We start from the raw sequence: 15,608 nt of genomic DNA, 5'->3' as shown, positions 1-15,608 counted from the left end.
TTGTGCGCGAGCATAAAGAAGGCCCGGTGTGAAGCACCGGGCCTTCTCTTTTCCTCTAAACGGCGCGTTTGAGGATTAGAACTTATAGTTCAGACCTGCACGGAGGACCGTGAACTTGTTGTCGGCCTTTGCCGTGAAGGTGTCTTCTGCGAGAACGGCGGTGTCACCAGTGTAAGCGCCAGCGACCTTCGTGTCCTCGAGATCCACATAAAGGCCTTCGAGGCGAGCGGTGAGGTTGTTTGTGATCGCGTATTCAGCGCCAGCACCCAGGGTCCAGCCGAACTTCGTGTCCGAGTCCTTGCCACTCCAGATCTCGGTCCGTCCGAGGCGCGGGAGGGTCAGGGTGTCAGTTGCTGAAACATCGACCGAGCCATAGGCAAGACCGCCGGTCGCATATACGAGGAAGCGGTCAACCGGAACGAAGCCGACGCGGGCGCGGACAGTGCCGAACCATTCGAGATCGGAGCGAAACTCCAGAGACTCATTGACGAAGGCGGAGTCGAGGGCGCCGAAGGACCTGATTTCCTGGTCGGCATAGTTGATGTCAGCTTCCGCGCCGACCACGAACTTGCCAATCTGGTAGTTGTAGCCAACCTGGGCACCACCAGTGAACCCGTCGCCGCCAGTCGTATCGAAGCCGCCGAAGGCTGCGTCGTTGAAGAAGAAGCCCTCCGAGCCGGACACCGTCACGTCATCGCTGTTGTTCCAGCCATACCCGGCGTTCACGCCAGCGTAAAAGCCGGTCCAGTTATAGCCCGAGCCGACAGCCGTGAAGGCCGGCACCGGAACGGGTTGGGACGTGAAAGGAAGATCCGCGGCAGATGCGGGCACTGCGAACATCGCCATAGCAGCGCAGGCGGCGAGCGAAAGGAAAGGACGGTAACGCATGTCAACCTCAGTGTGACTGTTGGAGGAGATGATCCGGCGTCAATGTTGAAGCCGGGATAGCAACTGCGGGGAATTGTTGAGCAGCTGGCTATGTCGAGCGTTCATGGAACGCTTTTTGGGGTTTTCAGATTGTCTCTGGCAATTTCCCACTGGGAGATAGGATTAGGCGGTTCCAAGTACGTTCCGCGCAGCGACATTCCGCTCATGTTCGCGTACAGCGAGCCACCGTGAGGTGGCGACGAACGTATGCATAATGAGAATGCCGACGGCGAAAACCGGAGGCATGTTGAAGCCGTAAGGGACGGCGGCGAGGATGAACGTCAGGATGTAGAACGTGCGGTTCTGGTAGAATTCCAGGTTGCGACGGAAGCGCTTGAGGGTATCGAGTTTGCTGAAGTTGCCCTTCGCGGCCATTCGGCTTTGGGTATAGCGGACTCGCCACGCTCTATAGAGATCCTGCTTCCAGGTAATCCGCTCCAGACCGACGGCCTGCAGGAGGGGTCGGCGTCCCGGAGAGCGAAGCATCCCGGCGATTCCGAGGAGCGCCAAGATGGCGAGGGTGAGCCATCCGGCGAGACCAACAAGGTTGAGGACGAGCAGCAGTGCTAATGCCACCCGTTCCTCAATTGCTGCTGAGACGGTCCTGTCGTCAATCATCGATGTATTCATGTTGCGATTCGCAAACTTTCGTTCGCCCGATTTGCACCTTATAGCAGCAGTCCGAATTAAAGTGCATACCCAACCGCCATTTGGGTAAACGAGAGGTCATCGTTGGCAGGCTGGGGCGGTTCCTCGAACTGGTTGAGGTCCGATGAGACTAAAGGGACTTCTAAGGCAACCTCCTCAATGCCGTCTTGAACTGCGTCATCAGAAACGGCTTCAGGGATTTCTGCTTCCTCGCCTTCGTCAGTATCTCCAGCGGCTGCGGCCTCCGCCGCTTTCTCGGCGGCGAGCTCTGCCTCAAGGGCATCGAGTTCAGCCAGCTTTTCGAGCAGGACAGCTTCCTCGGCGAACGGTACGCCAAGGCGGTTTCGGATCTGCTCGATCTTGCGCTGATTGCGCTGGATCTCGTCCTCATGCCGGTAAAGAAGGCGCTCCAGGCCACCGACCTGGTTCAAGCCACGGGTTGCGATACCGCCCGGGGCGAGGTCCTGATCGAATGGGTATGTGACGATCGGATCAGGGTCTCCCGGGAGGTCCATGTAGACCTCGGCGCCGTATTTCGTGAAATTCGTCGGGCGGATGCCCACGAACACGATATTGAAGCCGGCGAGGTTGCCGATTTCGCGGTTACCCACCGTCTGTCGGTTCACATGTTGTGCAACCGCCTTGATGATCGCATTGCCGAACGCCTCGCGCTTGTCATAGGCGATGCCTTCGACCGTGCCGTTGAATTCACCGGCCGGGACGGGTTGGCGCTGTTTGATGGCCTCCCTGATTACATCGACCGTGGAGGTAGAGGACTCGATGGTCTTCTCAGCCCAGCGCTTTTCAGAGCGCAGTTTACCCTGTTCAGAGTTGTGGGCCTGGCGAAGGCGCTCAAGGCGCTCCACATCAGCCCTCAGGCCGGCGACGCGCATATAGCGCTCATCGCCGGAGGCCAAGGCGGCAGCCATCTGGAACGCCGAGGCTTCGGAGACGTCGTCCATGCTGCGGATCGTGTCGTCGCCGTTCATGGCTTGCTCGATGAAGCGTGCCTTTCGGGCGTTCATACCCCACATCGTGGAGTCATAAGAGCCTTTTGTCGCATAGGCCCGGATACGAACAGAGCTATTCTGGTTGCCCTGGCGCTCGATGCGGCCCTCGCGCTGTTGGACGGAAGCCGGGAACCACGGAGCATCCAGGTGGAAGAGGTCATAGAGGCGCTTTTGGACGTTCACTCCTGTTTCCATATCACGTCCGCCAATTAGTATCCTCTTCTTGCCTTCGCGCATCTCTGCGAACAGGCGTTCCTTCTTGGCATGCTGCTTGTGATCGCGCATGAACGCGATGTGCTCCGGGCGGACTCCACCGTCAATCAGTCGCTGCTGAATCCAGGCTTTCATGTCGAACCCGCGATTGATCGCGGATTGCTCACCCAAGCCAATGTCCGTGAAGATGATGGAGGTTGCCCCCTTCAGCGGCTCGGGTTTCTTGGTCACCGGATCGAAGAACTCGAAGTCGGCGGTCTCGTGATAGGCGTCGATGGCGTCACTGAGGATCCGATTGAGTTTGCTGTCCGGGTCCGCCGGCCAGTTCGGATCGACGAAGCGCATATCGATGGCCGAGAAACGCCCGTCCGCAATCACGGTCAGGATAATGTCGTCGCCCTTCTTCGGGGCGCCGGAGCGGTTGCGGATCGCCTTGATACGGGCTTCGAGCTCTTTCTGATACTCCTTATAGCCCGTGGGGACTGGCGTCACGACGATCTGTCGTTGACCTCCCTCAATGAGGGGTCGTTCGACCAGTTCGCCGAGCTGCTTGCTGGAAAGAATGTCCATGAAGCTACGAACACGGCGCATAAGTTCCGGCACGTTATAGAACTTGGCGAAGCGGCTCACGATCTCATAGCCACCAGCTGCGTTCTGCTCGAAGCCGGCAACAATGTCGCCATACTGAGCCGCCCAGGCATCGAAGCTGCCCAATCCATCGGCCTCCAACTGAGCGGGCTGGAAGAACCGCTGCACCGTGAACAGTTCGCCCATGGTGTTGGTGATCGCGGTGCCGGATGCCATGACCAAGGCACGGCCCTTGTTGTTCCGGCGGAGGTAGTCGACCTTCATAAAGAGGTCGAGCGCCATCTGAGAACCAGCCGGGTCGATGCCTTTGATATTTCCTTGGTTCGTTGCGAAATCCAGTTTCCGGAAGGTATGTGCCTCGTCTACGTTGATGAAGTCGACGCCAAGTTCCTCGAAAGTGAGGACCTGATCTTTCTTGTCCGAGGCGAGACGAGCTTCCAGCCGGCGCTCCAGCGCCTCGATGCGCCGTTCAATCTGCTTACGGGTGCGGCGGTCGGAGCTTTCAACGTCCTGTAGCAGCCATTCCCACTCGCGGATCTGGTCGTCGATGAATTCCTTATAGAATTCGTTGCTCATGCCGATCCGCCCAAAAGCCGAGTGCGTGATGATGATGGCATCGGGATTATTCAGAGCGGCCATAGCCACGAACCGGCGGCGGTTGTGGGTGTGGAAATTGTATTCGTCCGCCACCAGGATGTTCGCCGCCGGATAGATCTCGAGGAATTCCCGCGAGAACTGGGCGAGCATATGGTTCGGGACCACGAACATCGGCTTCGAAATTAGCCCGAGGCGCTTCTGCTCCATTGAGCCGGCGATCATTTCGAAAGTCTTGCCTGCACCAACAGAGTGGGCCAGGTACACGTCACCCTGCTGGATGATGCGCCAGACAGCCCGCTTCTGGTGGGCATAGGGCGAGAACCGCAGCGAAAGGCCCGGAAGGGTCAGGTGCGAGCCGTCGAAGACACGCGGGGCGATGTTGTTGAAGTTCTCGTTATAATAGGAAACGAGACGCTCCGTGCGGTCGGCATCGGTCCAGAGCCACTTCTGGAAGGCCTCGCGCATCTTTGTTGCAATGTCGTTCGCCTTCTCGGTGGCTTCCACGTTGACGGTCGAAGTGCCGTCCTCATGGCGATCCACGATCTTGATCTGCTTGCTGTTCAGCAGGGCCTGCAGAACATCAGAGGATTCCATCCGATCGAAGGTCCATTCGGACACGGCATGATGATGACAGGTGACCGTCCAGTTTCCGAGCGATGCCGTATAGACAACCTTCATCCGGTCGCCGATGACCTCTTGGGCGAACTCCTCGATGTCGGAGGTCGGGATCCAGTTGACGCCGAGGCGGACCATGATGTCTGAGGCCGCCAGCGGCTTCGGCTGCACCTCCATCAGCGCTTCCACGTTCCGCTTGTAGCTCGGATCGAGGCTGCAGGCGGCCATCGCGTCCCTTAGCTTCTGGACCACGTTGCCCGACAGGTACTCGTCGGCCATGACCCACTGGCAGCCAGCGGGATCCTTGAAGATCGAGGTGCCAAGATCCGCGATCACCTCGTCGCGGCTCAGCTGAGCAAGGCGTGACACGTCGTCGATGTCGAGACGGCCAAGGCGGTTCAGAGAGACGAACAGGGCATCCTGGGTCGTGTTGATAGCGGGTTCCTGATCCCGCTTGAGCACCCGACCCTGAAGGACCGGCCCGCGGCGAATTTCCCCATCCTCTGCGATGGTTTCCAGGGCGTAGGCAAGCGCACCCTCGGCGTCGATCCGGATCAGGGGATCGTTCTTGAAGCGCTTGGTTTCGGTGATGGTCCCATCGGGATTGGACCGTTCGATAACGGTGTATTGCAGAATCCGGCCATGGGATTTGACGAAGGAGTCGTAGGTCTCGTTGAGGCGAGCCAGCGAGAATTCCCAGTTACCGTCGTTGAGCTGATCCGCCTGGGCCTTCTTCAGGGCGTCGCGGAGCTTGATGTAGCCCTTCAGCCAGAAGAGCTCGCTCGGGCGCAGATCGATCGCCTTCCCGGACGAATTGAAGCGCTGCGTCAGCGGCTGGCCGATCCCGTTCTCGAACTGCATGACAGTCCCGTCCTCGGAGAGGTACAGCCCCCCGACTTTCCGGTTGCTCGGGTCGAGGTCGATGGTCGGGCCGTTGGCCGCGGTCGAGGCGACCGATGAGGTTTTCGGTCGCCGGGCATAGATGCCCTCGGGCAGGGTCAGGATAGCCGTCTCAAAGGCATCCTCGATGGTCACGTCAGTCAGAGGGTCGACGGAGTATTCAACCGCCCGGTGCATCGAGCCGCTGACGCTGTGTCGGCCGAGGACCATATTGGGGTTCGCGACGAAATACTCATTGATCTCAAAGTCGTAGCCTTCAACTTCGATCTTCGCCGTCTCCATCCAGTCGTTCAGGTAGAGAACCGGCTCGCCGACGGCCTCACCGCGCTCGTTCGTGCGGTACAGGGCAGCGCCCATGCTGGTCCGGCGCACCTTCTCGCCAGCCATGCGCCTGCGCAGGAAAAGGACGTCGGTCACGACCTGGGTCCCTGCGTTCTCCTTGAAAGCGGTCTGGGGTAGACGGATAGCCGCCACAAGGTCGGCACGCTCGGCGATGTAGCGGCGGGCCTTGTCGTTCTTCTTGTCCATCGTGCCCTTGCTGGTGATCAGGACAACGATGCCGCTTTCGCGGACGCGATCGATGGTCTTGGCAATGAAGTAATCGTGCAGGAGGAAGGACTGCTTCTTGTACTCCGGATCGTTCAGGACCTTGGTGGAGCTGAACGGCGGGTTTCCGATGGCAGCGTCGAAGAAGTCCCGCGGAAGTGCCGTCTTGGCGTAATCGCCCGTGATGATATGGCTTCGGGGATAAAGGAGGCGGGCAATAGAGGCCGAGACCGCATCGTATTCGATGCCGGTGTAGGTGCTGGCTGCGGCCATATCCTCGGGCATGAGGCCGTTGAACAGACCGATACCCATACCGGGCTCAAGGATCGAGCCGCCATTAAATCCCAGGCGCTGCATGCCCCTGAAGATCGAAGTGATCACCGCCTCGCTGGTGTAGTGGGCATACTGGGTGGTGCGCTTGGCCTCCTGGTACTCGTCGTCCGTTAGGAGAGCCTTCAAGCGGTCGGAGAGCTGGTACCAGTCGTGGCGGTAGCCTACGCCGAACATGCCATTGGCGACTTCGCTGGCGCCCCAGCCCGTGTATTTGGTGAGGAGAGACTTCTCCTCGTCTGTGGCCTCCCGGCCCTCAGCGGTGATGGCCTTGGCGAGTTCGATGATGTCGATGTTCCGCCTGGCAGTTTCCTTCCAGGATCCCTGGCGCTTCAGTTCGCCGGGCTGGATGCGATAGTTGCGACGCCCGTCGAGCTCGTCGTCCGGAGCGATCGAAACAAGGTCGGCCTCGTCCAGAACAGTGTCGATAACGACATCGCCGACGAACGGGTCCGTATTGTCCGCCGGTGCTTCGGGCGGAACCACCGGTGAGGTGCTTTCAGCCTCAGACAGCAGGGTTTCACCCGCCGGAGCAGATGCCGCCTCAAGAGAGGCGGAGATCTCATGCTGCTCGATCTGCAGCGGGAGAGACAGGGGCTCGGTGACGATCTCGACCCTCTGGGCGGCCGGGACATTCTCATTCGCCGATGCAAGTTGCTTTACAGCCTCGAGGTCCTGAGGCTTTACGAGACCGCGCTGGATCTTGAGCGCGCCCTTCTCGTCAACACCAATCAGGGCACCGGAGACCGCAATCCATTCGCTCGGGATTGTGACGGCGGTCAGAGGAGCCGCAAGCGACAGATCCGGGGAGCGATAGGGGATCATATCCCAGGCAGCGTCCGGAGCGCTTCCGGTCGTAACCCATTTCCAGCCTTCCGCCTTGACCTGGCCGGAGATGGCATTGAGCCTCCGGGAGGCCAGCTGAACCAGCAGGGACGGATCGGACAGGGTGCCGTTGCCTGGTTCGCCGAAGAGGTCGCGCTGAACGAAGCCACCGGCGGCCTTATAGGCATCAAGGCCGACGAACCCGACCAGCCGGTGTCCCTCGGAAATGCCCATGGGGCTCAGGATGAGGCGGATCTGATCGGGCTCGGCCGCCCACTCATTGAGGGCATGGAAGATGACCTTTTCCTGGGCCTTGAAGTCGGACGTGATGCTCAGGGCCTCGATCTGCTCCAGATCCAGGTGGCCCTGCCGAAAGAGGGCGATGATCTGGGGAGCAACCGTCGTGAGCTGTACGCGTGACCGGGCCTCTTTGAGGCTGATACCGAATCGAGTGGCGATCTCGCTGATATTCACGCGCTTCGAGCGCGAAAATTCACGGCACTCGTCGATCTGATCCGCGAGGTTGATCGCGACAGTCGAAGCTTCTGACATCATGGACAATCTCATTCGTTTGGCTTTGGCCGAAAGCCGCGTGGCCGAAGCCAGCGTTTGGGGGTTTTGATGTGGGAAATTCCAACGTTGGTTTTGACAAAAAAGAAAAAGGCCCAGGCGCTTAACGCCCGGGCCTCATCTGAAATCCGCGCCCGAGGGGCGCGGCTATGGCGTTGTCTGAAGCGATCCCGCAATCTGTGGTCCATCAGGTCGCGTCGGGCGCATTCCGTGACGCCAGCGCAATAGCCGTTTCGATCTTGGAAAGAGTCCTTTTTGCAAGAACGTGCCCTTCAGAAGCGTCGACGAGATCGGCCAGCATGTTTTCGATCTCATCCTTGGCGTCCTGAAGAACGTCTAAGAGCACCGGCGCGGCCGCCATCTGTGTGGCGAGCTGGCCGGAAGGGGTCTCGAGAGGTTCGAGGCCGTCGACCGGATGGTATCGGACTTCGGCTAGCACCTCGTCTCCAGAAGGGCCGAGGATGGCGAAGGTGTCGCCACGTCCTTCGATAACCAGAGCCTTGCTGAGGAGCTCGCTTTGCGCTTGGCGGTCAGACATTGACGAAGCGATCCAGTTTCAGCTTCCGGAAGCCGCTGGGCGCACGCTGGCCCTTGCGAAGGCTGGCCGTGATCCAGATGCCTTTTGAGCTCGCGGTTGCCCTCTCAGAATATTGTTCGAACGCGGCCGCTGCGTCTGCGGCAGTTCGGATCTCGACGGATTCCTGAGGAAGCGGTGGCTCTGACCCGTCGAGATGGAAGTGGATCGAATTGAATCCGGAACCGTCAGACGATGCCGGGTGAGAAGCTAGGATGAGTGTTGCCATAAGGATGTAGCGTCCTGTTGGTCGCTGAAAGATCAAACGTTGACGTAGCGATCGAGCTTCAATGCCTTGAAGCCGCGGGGGGCACGGTCGCCCTTCTTAAGGTCGCCGAACGCGTGCGCGGGCCGTCCATTAGCGATGGCATCCTCGCAGTACTTATCGAATGCGGCTTGGGCGTCGGCAGCAGATGTGATCGGCACCGCGCGGTCAGGGAAGGGGATCGTCTCAGGAAGGCGGGCAAGAGCCGTGCGCGGCGCGCCGTTCGGTCCCTCGGCGGGGAAAGCCTGAAACGTCTTGAGCATGAGTGTGGGCATATGATCTCTCCTTTTATGGGGATTTGCTGATGGTCAGTCCGTAGACACTTTGGTTCTGACCTTCGGGGTGGTGCGACTTTTCAGCTGGTTTGGGCTTCCGAGCCCCGGCGATAGGCTTTATAAAACGGAATAATGATTTCTATTTCGGCCAGGAGCCGATCAGGAGGTACTGGTGCGGACGATTACCCTAATATCGGTGGCTGCAGGGTTGCTCCTACCGGGGGCGGCCTACGCTCAGTGTCGACCGATGCCCATCCAGGTGAATGTCATTACGCCTGAGCCCCAGGTGCTTCTGACAACGGCGCAAAATGTGGTCTCAGCGTCCGGGAATGCTTACGAGGTGCGGTCGTCGGCGCCTTCGGGATGGCATATCAACGGACTAGCTCAGGCTCGGCCGTCATACGATCTGAAGCTGCAGGGTGAGGTTACGCCCGGATGCTACCGGCCTCGAGTGGTGACGGTCACCTTCGGCTTCAAAGAACCAATACAAGTGTTCATCGCGGCCAAGTACCGACCAGGAAGCTGTGAGTATGAGAATATCCGCCAACACGAGATGCAACATGTTCGGATCTACCGGAACGCGCTCCTGAATCATGCAGGCAGCTTGCAGTTTGAGATCAACCAGGCTGCCGGGACCCTAAACCAGCGGCACTTGAGCTCTCCGCAAGCCCAGCAGCTTGCGTTCAACACAATGGTTGAGGCGACGGCGAGAGTATTTAACCGAATGATGGAAGAGTCGCGCCGCCTGAATGCGCCTCTAGACACAGCGGAGAACTACCGGCTGGAGCAGGCTCGTTGCTCCAATTGGTAAGACCGGGATCTATATTTGTCTCGTCTTTACGGATTTCCGCTGTAGTTCTCAATGTGAGCCGTGAAGGCTTTCTCGGAGCCTTCAACGTCATCCCAAAACTCTCCCTGGTCACTCACATTGGAGATGGCATTGCGGAGCATGGTTTGCTCTGCTGCCGAGAGTTCGATCGGAATTTGAGCGGGGAAGGGATGGAGCTCGAGCATTTCGGAAAGCCAAACCCGAGCGGCCTCAAGATCTTCACTGTCAGATGAATTCTGTAGCCCATCGTCTTTAAGCACGTCGAGCATACCTTCCATCATAGACAGAATAGCGATTGCCTCGTCGTTCGAAGCGAGGACCAGCGTAGCGACGTCTCCCTCAGCCATGTGAATTCCAGTCTTGAAATGAAACGAAATCCTGATCGTTCAGAGAAGGTTTTAGGCCGAAGCAGGTAGAACAAAGCCGCTGCTTACCGGATGATAAGCAGCGGCTTGATCGAAGAGTTGAGTCAGCTGTATTGGGAGGAGTGCTATTACGGCACCACCAGCTTGGTGTCAGAAGAACTGATCCGATCAAGCCCTTTATCGCGCAGCGCCTTTTCGAATGCTCCGGTGTCTTCACCGAGAATCCTTGCGTAGTGGCCGGGCTTGTTCAACCAAGACCAGGAAACGACGTCCAACTTGAACGTCTTTTCCGGCTCGTTCGAGCCCCTTGTGTAAACAAAGCTACAGGCGAGATCGTCATACTTGGTTTCAGAACCCTCACGAGCTTTGACGAGCCTGCCTTCCACCGATTGGCCTTTGATGACAGCCTGGTCATAGGTCCAAGTTGCCGGGGCCGAGTTGGGCAGCGGCTTGAGCCTTGCTTCTTTGTATGCGTTGGCGAACTCAGAGCAAGCCAACACGGCCTTGTCTTCTGAGGAGCATGCTGCGAGTCCGAGAGCAGCGAGGCCTACCGCCAGCATGATAGAGGTCTTCATACGGGATTACTCCGGAGATCAGATGTTACTCACGATGCGACAGATAACTCAGGTGTATGCTGCGCTTCTACGCTTTTCTGCAGAGCCGATTTTGCTCAAATCGATCTTCTGTGGATGAATTCGATGGCGGCGATCGGAACAGCAGAAGACTGGGGACATGGCCGTTATGCAGCCTTCTTCTGAAACCCTTCAGAGATCGTCGGCGTTGAAGGCGTTCTCATCAGATCGCCCGATGTCATATTGAAGAACTCAATCCACTGCTGCATATCGGGGCGCTTAGAAAGCTCAATCCCGCCGACAGACTCTTGCCAAGAGATGAGTTGTTGAGGCGTTTTCTCGGCAATCATGCGTACCTCCTCCTCTGGAAGGAGGCCCTTCTCAAGGATGTACTCTGTCATTGACCCTGGGCGAGGAGTCGCACCTCGACAGCCTTTGACCGGAGTGCGCCAAAGACCTTGAACTGTCGTCAAGCGCGGTTTGGCCCGTGCTTCTATCAAAACGATCCGGCGAAGAAGAGACTTTTCCAAATCGTGAAGCTCGTGGGCCTTCGTAACGGGGCAGAAGAAGCAAGCGCTTTTAATCGGAACCGGCAAACCAGCTTGTTTGATGCGTTCGATGCAATCTTCGCGCTTCCAGCCCAGCTCTCTGAGTGGGTATCTGTACAAGTACTTCGGATCGTCGTATCCTTCCCTATCCTTGTAGCGCTTTTGATCAGCCGGGCTGCAGTCGTACCCTATCAGTTTGATGACCTTGCCACCAGCAGCCCAACAGCGACGAGCAGGCTCCCAGCTTTCCGTCCACCGATCCTGCGGCGCGATCTTCCATTTTTGACTGCATGAACCATAGCCAAACGTCTTGGACGGCAGTGTACCATTGACCAGGAGGTTAGCTTCCAACGTCCGGTAGGGCGGATAATTTTTGAAATTCTTGGGCTCGTATCGGACAACGTGGAATGGCACGCCCCGTTCCTCAAGCCATGCCTTGAAGATTGGGAGGTACTCATATGTTTGGGGTCGTTCACTTCCGGTGTCGGCGAATAGCGCAACGTCCACGCGTTCGCCATTCTCGACCATGTGTATCAACATCGCTACACTGTCGACCCCCAAGCCAGCGGCGGCCATGACGGGGCTCTCGGCGTCTTCGAAAAAATCCAACTGCGGCGGTCGCGCCGTCAACTCAATCATGTAAGAATCCAAATCGATTGTTGGGTGCGGCTTCAGGCGGCGGCCAGGACAGGGTGGTCCGGTAGGACCTCCTGGTGAATTTCGGGATCGATGATCATGCCGAACTTCGCGCGGTGTTCGTACTCGGCTTCTGCAACAAGGAAGGTCTTTTCCTTGTGAGAAACAGATCGAAACGCTCTGTTTCCGCCGATGGTCGCGGTGATCTTGAGCATGCCATTGCCGGCTGAGCTCGCCGAGATAGACACCCACTTGTCCCTGGATGCCTCAATAAAGGCTTCTTCCTGGAGTCGCATGCTGTCGGACTGCGCGAGTGTCTCGCCAGTCACCGCCATGTACTCGTGAGGCATGTAATTGATGAGGGTGCGCTTGGCGTCGCGACGATCCCGCGTCGTAAACAGCTCCGGGTAATGGTGAGCGACAATAGCCCAGCAGACGTCTTCCTCGTAGAAGCCGCGGGTATTCCTCCACGCCTCGTGGATCTGCTGGTTCCGCTCCTCATCGAGGACCATAAATCCATGCCCGGGAGTATTGTATTTCCAGACCCCTTCTGCGTACTTGTAGCCGTAGTCGGCCGATGAGCCATCGGGGGTGTACGGACCGTTCCGGCCAAAGGAAATGTATTCTCGGGTGAGCGATTTGAGCTCGACGCCGGCCAGATGAATCAAGCGGACTTCCTCGCGGGCGGCATCAAGAGTGTCTTCGAACGCAAGCTGGTACCAGTACGGCTGGCTCTGCAGAATTCCCTCTTCGAGGCGTTGGACACGAAAGCCTGCGTAGTTCCCAGATAGCTCAACGATGCGGAGCGTGTAGCCGGATCCCTCATTAGTGGATTGCTCGATTTCGCGCTCGGTCATAGCGGCTCCTGCTTTTGGGGTTTGTTCTATGGTTTCTCTCCACCGGGTGATTGGAGATGCACAATAAAAAGCCCGCCTGTTCGTGGGAGGCGGGCTCGCGAGGGGGCTGAAGCGATTTCAGAGCTTGGAGTAGCCTCCCTACCGGCCCACTTCGGTTTTCCAAGCCTTGATGTGTCATGACCAACCCACTTGAGAGTGCTTCCTACGGTCAAACCGCTGTGGTTGAATGTCAAAGGATGGGTCGTCGTGCAGGGGGGGGAAGAATGTTGCATAGGCTGAGATTTGCCGCGGCGATTTTGATAAGCTGCTTCGGAGCCTTTTCGGGCGCAGCAGTCGGCGCGACGATAGAACTTGTATCCTGGTCATGTTTTGCTGGTGGCACCTGTGACAATGTACAGCCCGACAGCATTCTGATTAGTGGCGTGATTGAAAAAGGTGATTTCGTTGAATTCGAGAAGGTGCTTGGTGCTGCGCCGGCTCGGGTGTCATCGGTGATCTTGCGCTCACCTGGCGGAAACGTTGGTCTTGCAATGCAGATTGGCCGGGAAGTAAGGGCGCAGCTCCTGAATGTTCATGCTCCGATGATGGATCATGAGGTTTATGCCAACGGGGAGTATGCCGGAGGTGAGAGAGCACGTTGTATCGAGCAGGGGATTCTGGGCTTGCCTGGATCACCTCGGTACAGGAATCAGCCCTGCATCTGCGCATCAGCATGCTTTTTAATCTATGCCGCTGGCGCTTGGAGGAATGAGGGGTATGTCGGAATCCACCGGGCCTATCTCGATCCTCGCACAAATCAGAAGTTGACGCTTGAGCAATCGACCAAAGCGATAAACTCTTTTCGTGAACCCATCTCTCAGTACCTGCGGGATATGAGCGTACCATCAAGGTACATTGATATTATGTTTGGCACTTCATCCCGTGAGATCTATGTGCCCAGCGCGTTGGAGATCCGAAAGGATTTCTTCGGCTATCCGCCAGAAATCTCGGAATGGCTGATGGCGAGGTGCAATACTGTCGCAGAGAAGGAAGCCGACGACACCTTCTGGCGTGACATGCGATCCGGCAAAGCGGCAGACGCGATCTTGGCAAAGAAGGAGCGAGACAGCTGTATCGAAGCTGAGCTCGGGATAGAGCGAGCTGCGCGGCGAATTAAGTTGAGGGAATGGCTCGCAGTCGGCGACCCTGTGGAGTTCTTTGACTGATGCCGTTCTCCTTTTCTCAAGCTCTTACGCGCGGTTCGTTGCACGTCTCAATCTCGCCGCGGAAAACGCCCTTCTGCTGACCATTATCCCAGCGTACAAACACCATGTTCTTGGCTGGGTCGCAGTAGACCGAAGGTCCCCGACCGGTGGCGACCGTCCCAACGGTCCCGAGGGTATCCTTCGGAATACCGGCGAAGAGGGCGGTGCACCGGACGCGCATACCCTGCTGAAAACGTTTGCGGGTCTCAGGCATTGGGCTTGTTCTCGGTGAAGATCACAAAATCAGACCAAGTCTGACCGTCATCGGTGGTGTGCCAGAGCCCATCTACGAACTGGGCGATTTCTCGCTCGCCGTCGGAGCCGACCCGGATTGTCCCATTCGTTGCCTGGACGAATTCGAAGGGACCGTGGTTCTCGCTGAACCGATCTTCGCGGCCGGTTTCGAACCGGATGTACGTGGAGGGTTTACTCTCGGGTGCCGATAGTTCTTGAGAGGACACCTGGCGGACGAGGCTGCGGAGTTCAAAGTAGATCTCGTTCCGGCGCCAGTCGTCTTCACGCACGTTTTCGATGAACCACCAAGTTGCCTGGAGGGCCCGATTGACAGGGGAGAGATCAGGGAGATTGGAAACTCCGGCTATAAACCCTTTGAAGTCCCGTAGGCTGTCCTTGCGGAGCTTGTCGATGAACTGCTGAACCTCGTCGCTCTGATGGTCGTTCAGCAGAAAAAGCAGTTTATCGCGGAGGTCCTCGGAGACCTCAATGACAGGATTGCTCACACCTGATCCTTTGAATATTGGGGTTTAAGGGAAACTGGGCTCGAACAAGAAAGGCCCGCAGCTTTCACTGCAGGCCTGATCTCGATTGACTGGGAAGCGATTTATGAGTTCGCTTGGCGTGTTCGGGGACGGCGGTTGCGAGGCTTCGGAAGAGGGCGGATGCTGTTTAGGAGTTGACGCTGTCCCTGTCCGTCCAGAAAATACCAGACGATCCATGCATTCTCCGGGTTGGGTTTCCCGAGGCTCGCGTTCAAGCGATTGAGATTATCGAACCGCTGTCCTTCAGGCGTGACCCACTGGCCCCCTTTGGCCTTCGCCCGGTAGGTCTTACCCTGCCAGACACGAAAGATCTCGAATCCTTCAGGAAGCGTCAGTCCAGTACCAGGATCCCGGTATCCCACGGAGCCGTCTTGCGCAAAGCAGACCGCCGGGCCGAGCTTCAGGAGACGGCGGAGCATGATATCGACCGTTACCTGGCTGTGTTCCGTAAGCGTGCGGATGGCGTCAGCCACCTGGCCAGAGACCATCAAGGGCTCCTCCGCAGCCTCTTTCTTTGGAACGCGCGGGTCAAAGAGCGGAGGGATGGGACTTGCTGAGGTGTTTTCGGGTTGGGGAGCGAGTGGGCGGCCGAGATTATCCTTTTGCCTGGGATCGAGCAGCTTCTGGAGCTTGCGGATCGAGTGATGAGCCACAGCATGACTGCGGATAATCCCATGGCAGGCTGCGAACGTCATCGCCGCGTGCAAATCGCCGAGTTCTTCTTCGATCCGCACGCGAGCGGCTTTGCCGTGGTCAGGTGTGTCGATCCCGAAGCAGAGGGCATTCCCGGCGACTTGCCCAAGCTCACCAGCCTCACTGATAAGCTTGCCGAGACAGTACGCTTCGATGGCAGTTACCCTGGCGCCTTCATCAATCATGTTGGACCCTGAAGTGT

General features: G+C 57.9%; 15 protein-coding genes. 3 read left to right on the top strand and 12 right to left on the bottom strand.

The genetic code is table 11. The features are described from left to right. Window positions 1-75: 75 nt before the first annotated feature. The 3 genes from OCW50_RS15375 to OCW50_RS15365 all read right to left on the bottom strand — a co-directional run bounded on the left by OCW50_RS15375 (window position 76) and on the right by OCW50_RS15365 (window position 6,401). Window positions 76-888, bottom strand: coding sequence for an outer membrane protein (locus OCW50_RS15375; RefSeq protein WP_262267018.1), 813 nt, complete (start codon window positions 886-888; stop codon window positions 76-78). Window positions 889-1,050: 162 nt separating this feature from the next. Next, window positions 1,051-1,557, bottom strand: coding sequence for a hypothetical protein (locus tag OCW50_RS15370; protein WP_262298159.1), 507 nt, complete (start codon window positions 1,555-1,557; stop codon window positions 1,051-1,053). 56 nt (window positions 1,558-1,613) lie between these two features. Next, window positions 1,614-6,401 (bottom strand): helicase-like domain-containing protein, encoded by a 4,788-nt coding sequence (locus OCW50_RS15365; protein WP_262298158.1) that lies wholly within the window; start codon window positions 6,399-6,401, stop codon window positions 1,614-1,616. Window positions 6,402-6,527: 126 nt separating this feature from the next. On the opposite strand from OCW50_RS15365, the gene OCW50_RS15360 reads away from it, so the two are divergent. Both OCW50_RS15360 and OCW50_RS15355 read left to right on the top strand, forming a co-directional pair. Beyond that, complete coding sequence (locus OCW50_RS15360; protein WP_262298157.1) at window positions 6,528-6,866, top strand: hypothetical protein; 339 nt, start codon at window positions 6,528-6,530, stop codon at window positions 6,864-6,866. A 72-nt stretch (window positions 6,867-6,938) separates the two neighbouring features. After that, a complete protein-coding gene (locus OCW50_RS15355; protein WP_262298156.1) occupies window positions 6,939-7,619 on the top strand; it encodes a hypothetical protein in 681 nt (226 codons plus the stop codon). Between the two features lie 337 nt (window positions 7,620-7,956). Here OCW50_RS15355 and OCW50_RS15350 read toward each other — a convergent pair whose 3' ends face one another. The 7 genes from OCW50_RS15350 to OCW50_RS15320 form a co-directional block, all read right to left on the bottom strand. Further along, on the bottom strand, window positions 7,957-8,307 hold the full coding sequence (locus tag OCW50_RS15350; RefSeq protein ID WP_262267015.1) for a hypothetical protein: 351 nt from the start codon (window positions 8,305-8,307) through the stop codon (window positions 7,957-7,959). Then, window positions 8,300-8,572: a hypothetical protein gene (locus OCW50_RS15345; protein WP_262298155.1), complete on the bottom strand. Its 273-nt coding sequence runs from the start codon at window positions 8,570-8,572 to the stop codon at window positions 8,300-8,302. Before OCW50_RS15345 ends, OCW50_RS15350 begins: the two co-directional genes overlap by 8 nt. Window positions 8,573-8,604: 32 nt before the next feature. Continuing rightward, on the bottom strand, window positions 8,605-8,883 hold the full coding sequence (locus OCW50_RS15340; protein ID WP_262267013.1) for a hypothetical protein: 279 nt from the start codon (window positions 8,881-8,883) through the stop codon (window positions 8,605-8,607). A gap of 837 nt (window positions 8,884-9,720) precedes the next feature. After that, on the bottom strand, window positions 9,721-10,059 hold the full coding sequence (locus OCW50_RS15335; protein WP_262267012.1) for a hypothetical protein: 339 nt from the start codon (window positions 10,057-10,059) through the stop codon (window positions 9,721-9,723). Window positions 10,060-10,205: 146 nt separating this feature from the next. After that, on the bottom strand, window positions 10,206-10,652 hold the full coding sequence (locus tag OCW50_RS15330; RefSeq protein ID WP_262267011.1) for a hypothetical protein: 447 nt from the start codon (window positions 10,650-10,652) through the stop codon (window positions 10,206-10,208). Window positions 10,653-10,816: 164 nt separating this feature from the next. Then, window positions 10,817-11,836 carry an adenine nucleotide alpha hydrolase family protein gene (locus OCW50_RS15325; protein WP_262298154.1) on the bottom strand — a complete coding sequence of 340 codons (1,020 nt, stop codon included), beginning with the start codon at window positions 11,834-11,836 and terminating at the stop codon, window positions 10,817-10,819. Window positions 11,837-11,868: 32 nt separating this feature from the next. Continuing rightward, a complete protein-coding gene (locus OCW50_RS15320; protein ID WP_262267009.1) occupies window positions 11,869-12,690 on the bottom strand; it encodes a DUF7007 domain-containing protein in 822 nt (273 codons plus the stop codon). 263 nt (window positions 12,691-12,953) lie between these two features. Here OCW50_RS15320 and OCW50_RS15315 point away from each other — a divergent pair, with 263 nt between their 5' ends. Next, window positions 12,954-13,895: a COG3904 family protein gene (locus tag OCW50_RS15315; protein ID WP_262298153.1), complete on the top strand. Its 942-nt coding sequence runs from the start codon at window positions 12,954-12,956 to the stop codon at window positions 13,893-13,895. A 245-nt stretch (window positions 13,896-14,140) separates the two neighbouring features. On the opposite strand, the gene OCW50_RS15310 is transcribed toward OCW50_RS15315, so the two are convergent. Both OCW50_RS15310 and OCW50_RS15305 read right to left on the bottom strand, forming a co-directional pair. After that, complete coding sequence (locus OCW50_RS15310; RefSeq protein WP_262267007.1) at window positions 14,141-14,674, bottom strand: hypothetical protein; 534 nt, start codon at window positions 14,672-14,674, stop codon at window positions 14,141-14,143. Window positions 14,675-14,775: 101 nt separating this feature from the next. Then, window positions 14,776-15,591 (bottom strand): hypothetical protein, encoded by an 816-nt coding sequence (locus OCW50_RS15305; RefSeq protein ID WP_262267006.1) that lies wholly within the window; start codon window positions 15,589-15,591, stop codon window positions 14,776-14,778. Window positions 15,592-15,608: the final 17 nt, after the last annotated feature.

This window comes from Microvirga sesbaniae (assembly GCF_025460805.1).
Classification (GTDB): Bacteria; Pseudomonadota; Alphaproteobacteria; order Rhizobiales; family Beijerinckiaceae; genus Microvirga; species Microvirga sesbaniae.
Note: the sequence above shows the minus strand (reverse complement) of the source record. Positions and strands in the feature narration are given on the sequence as shown.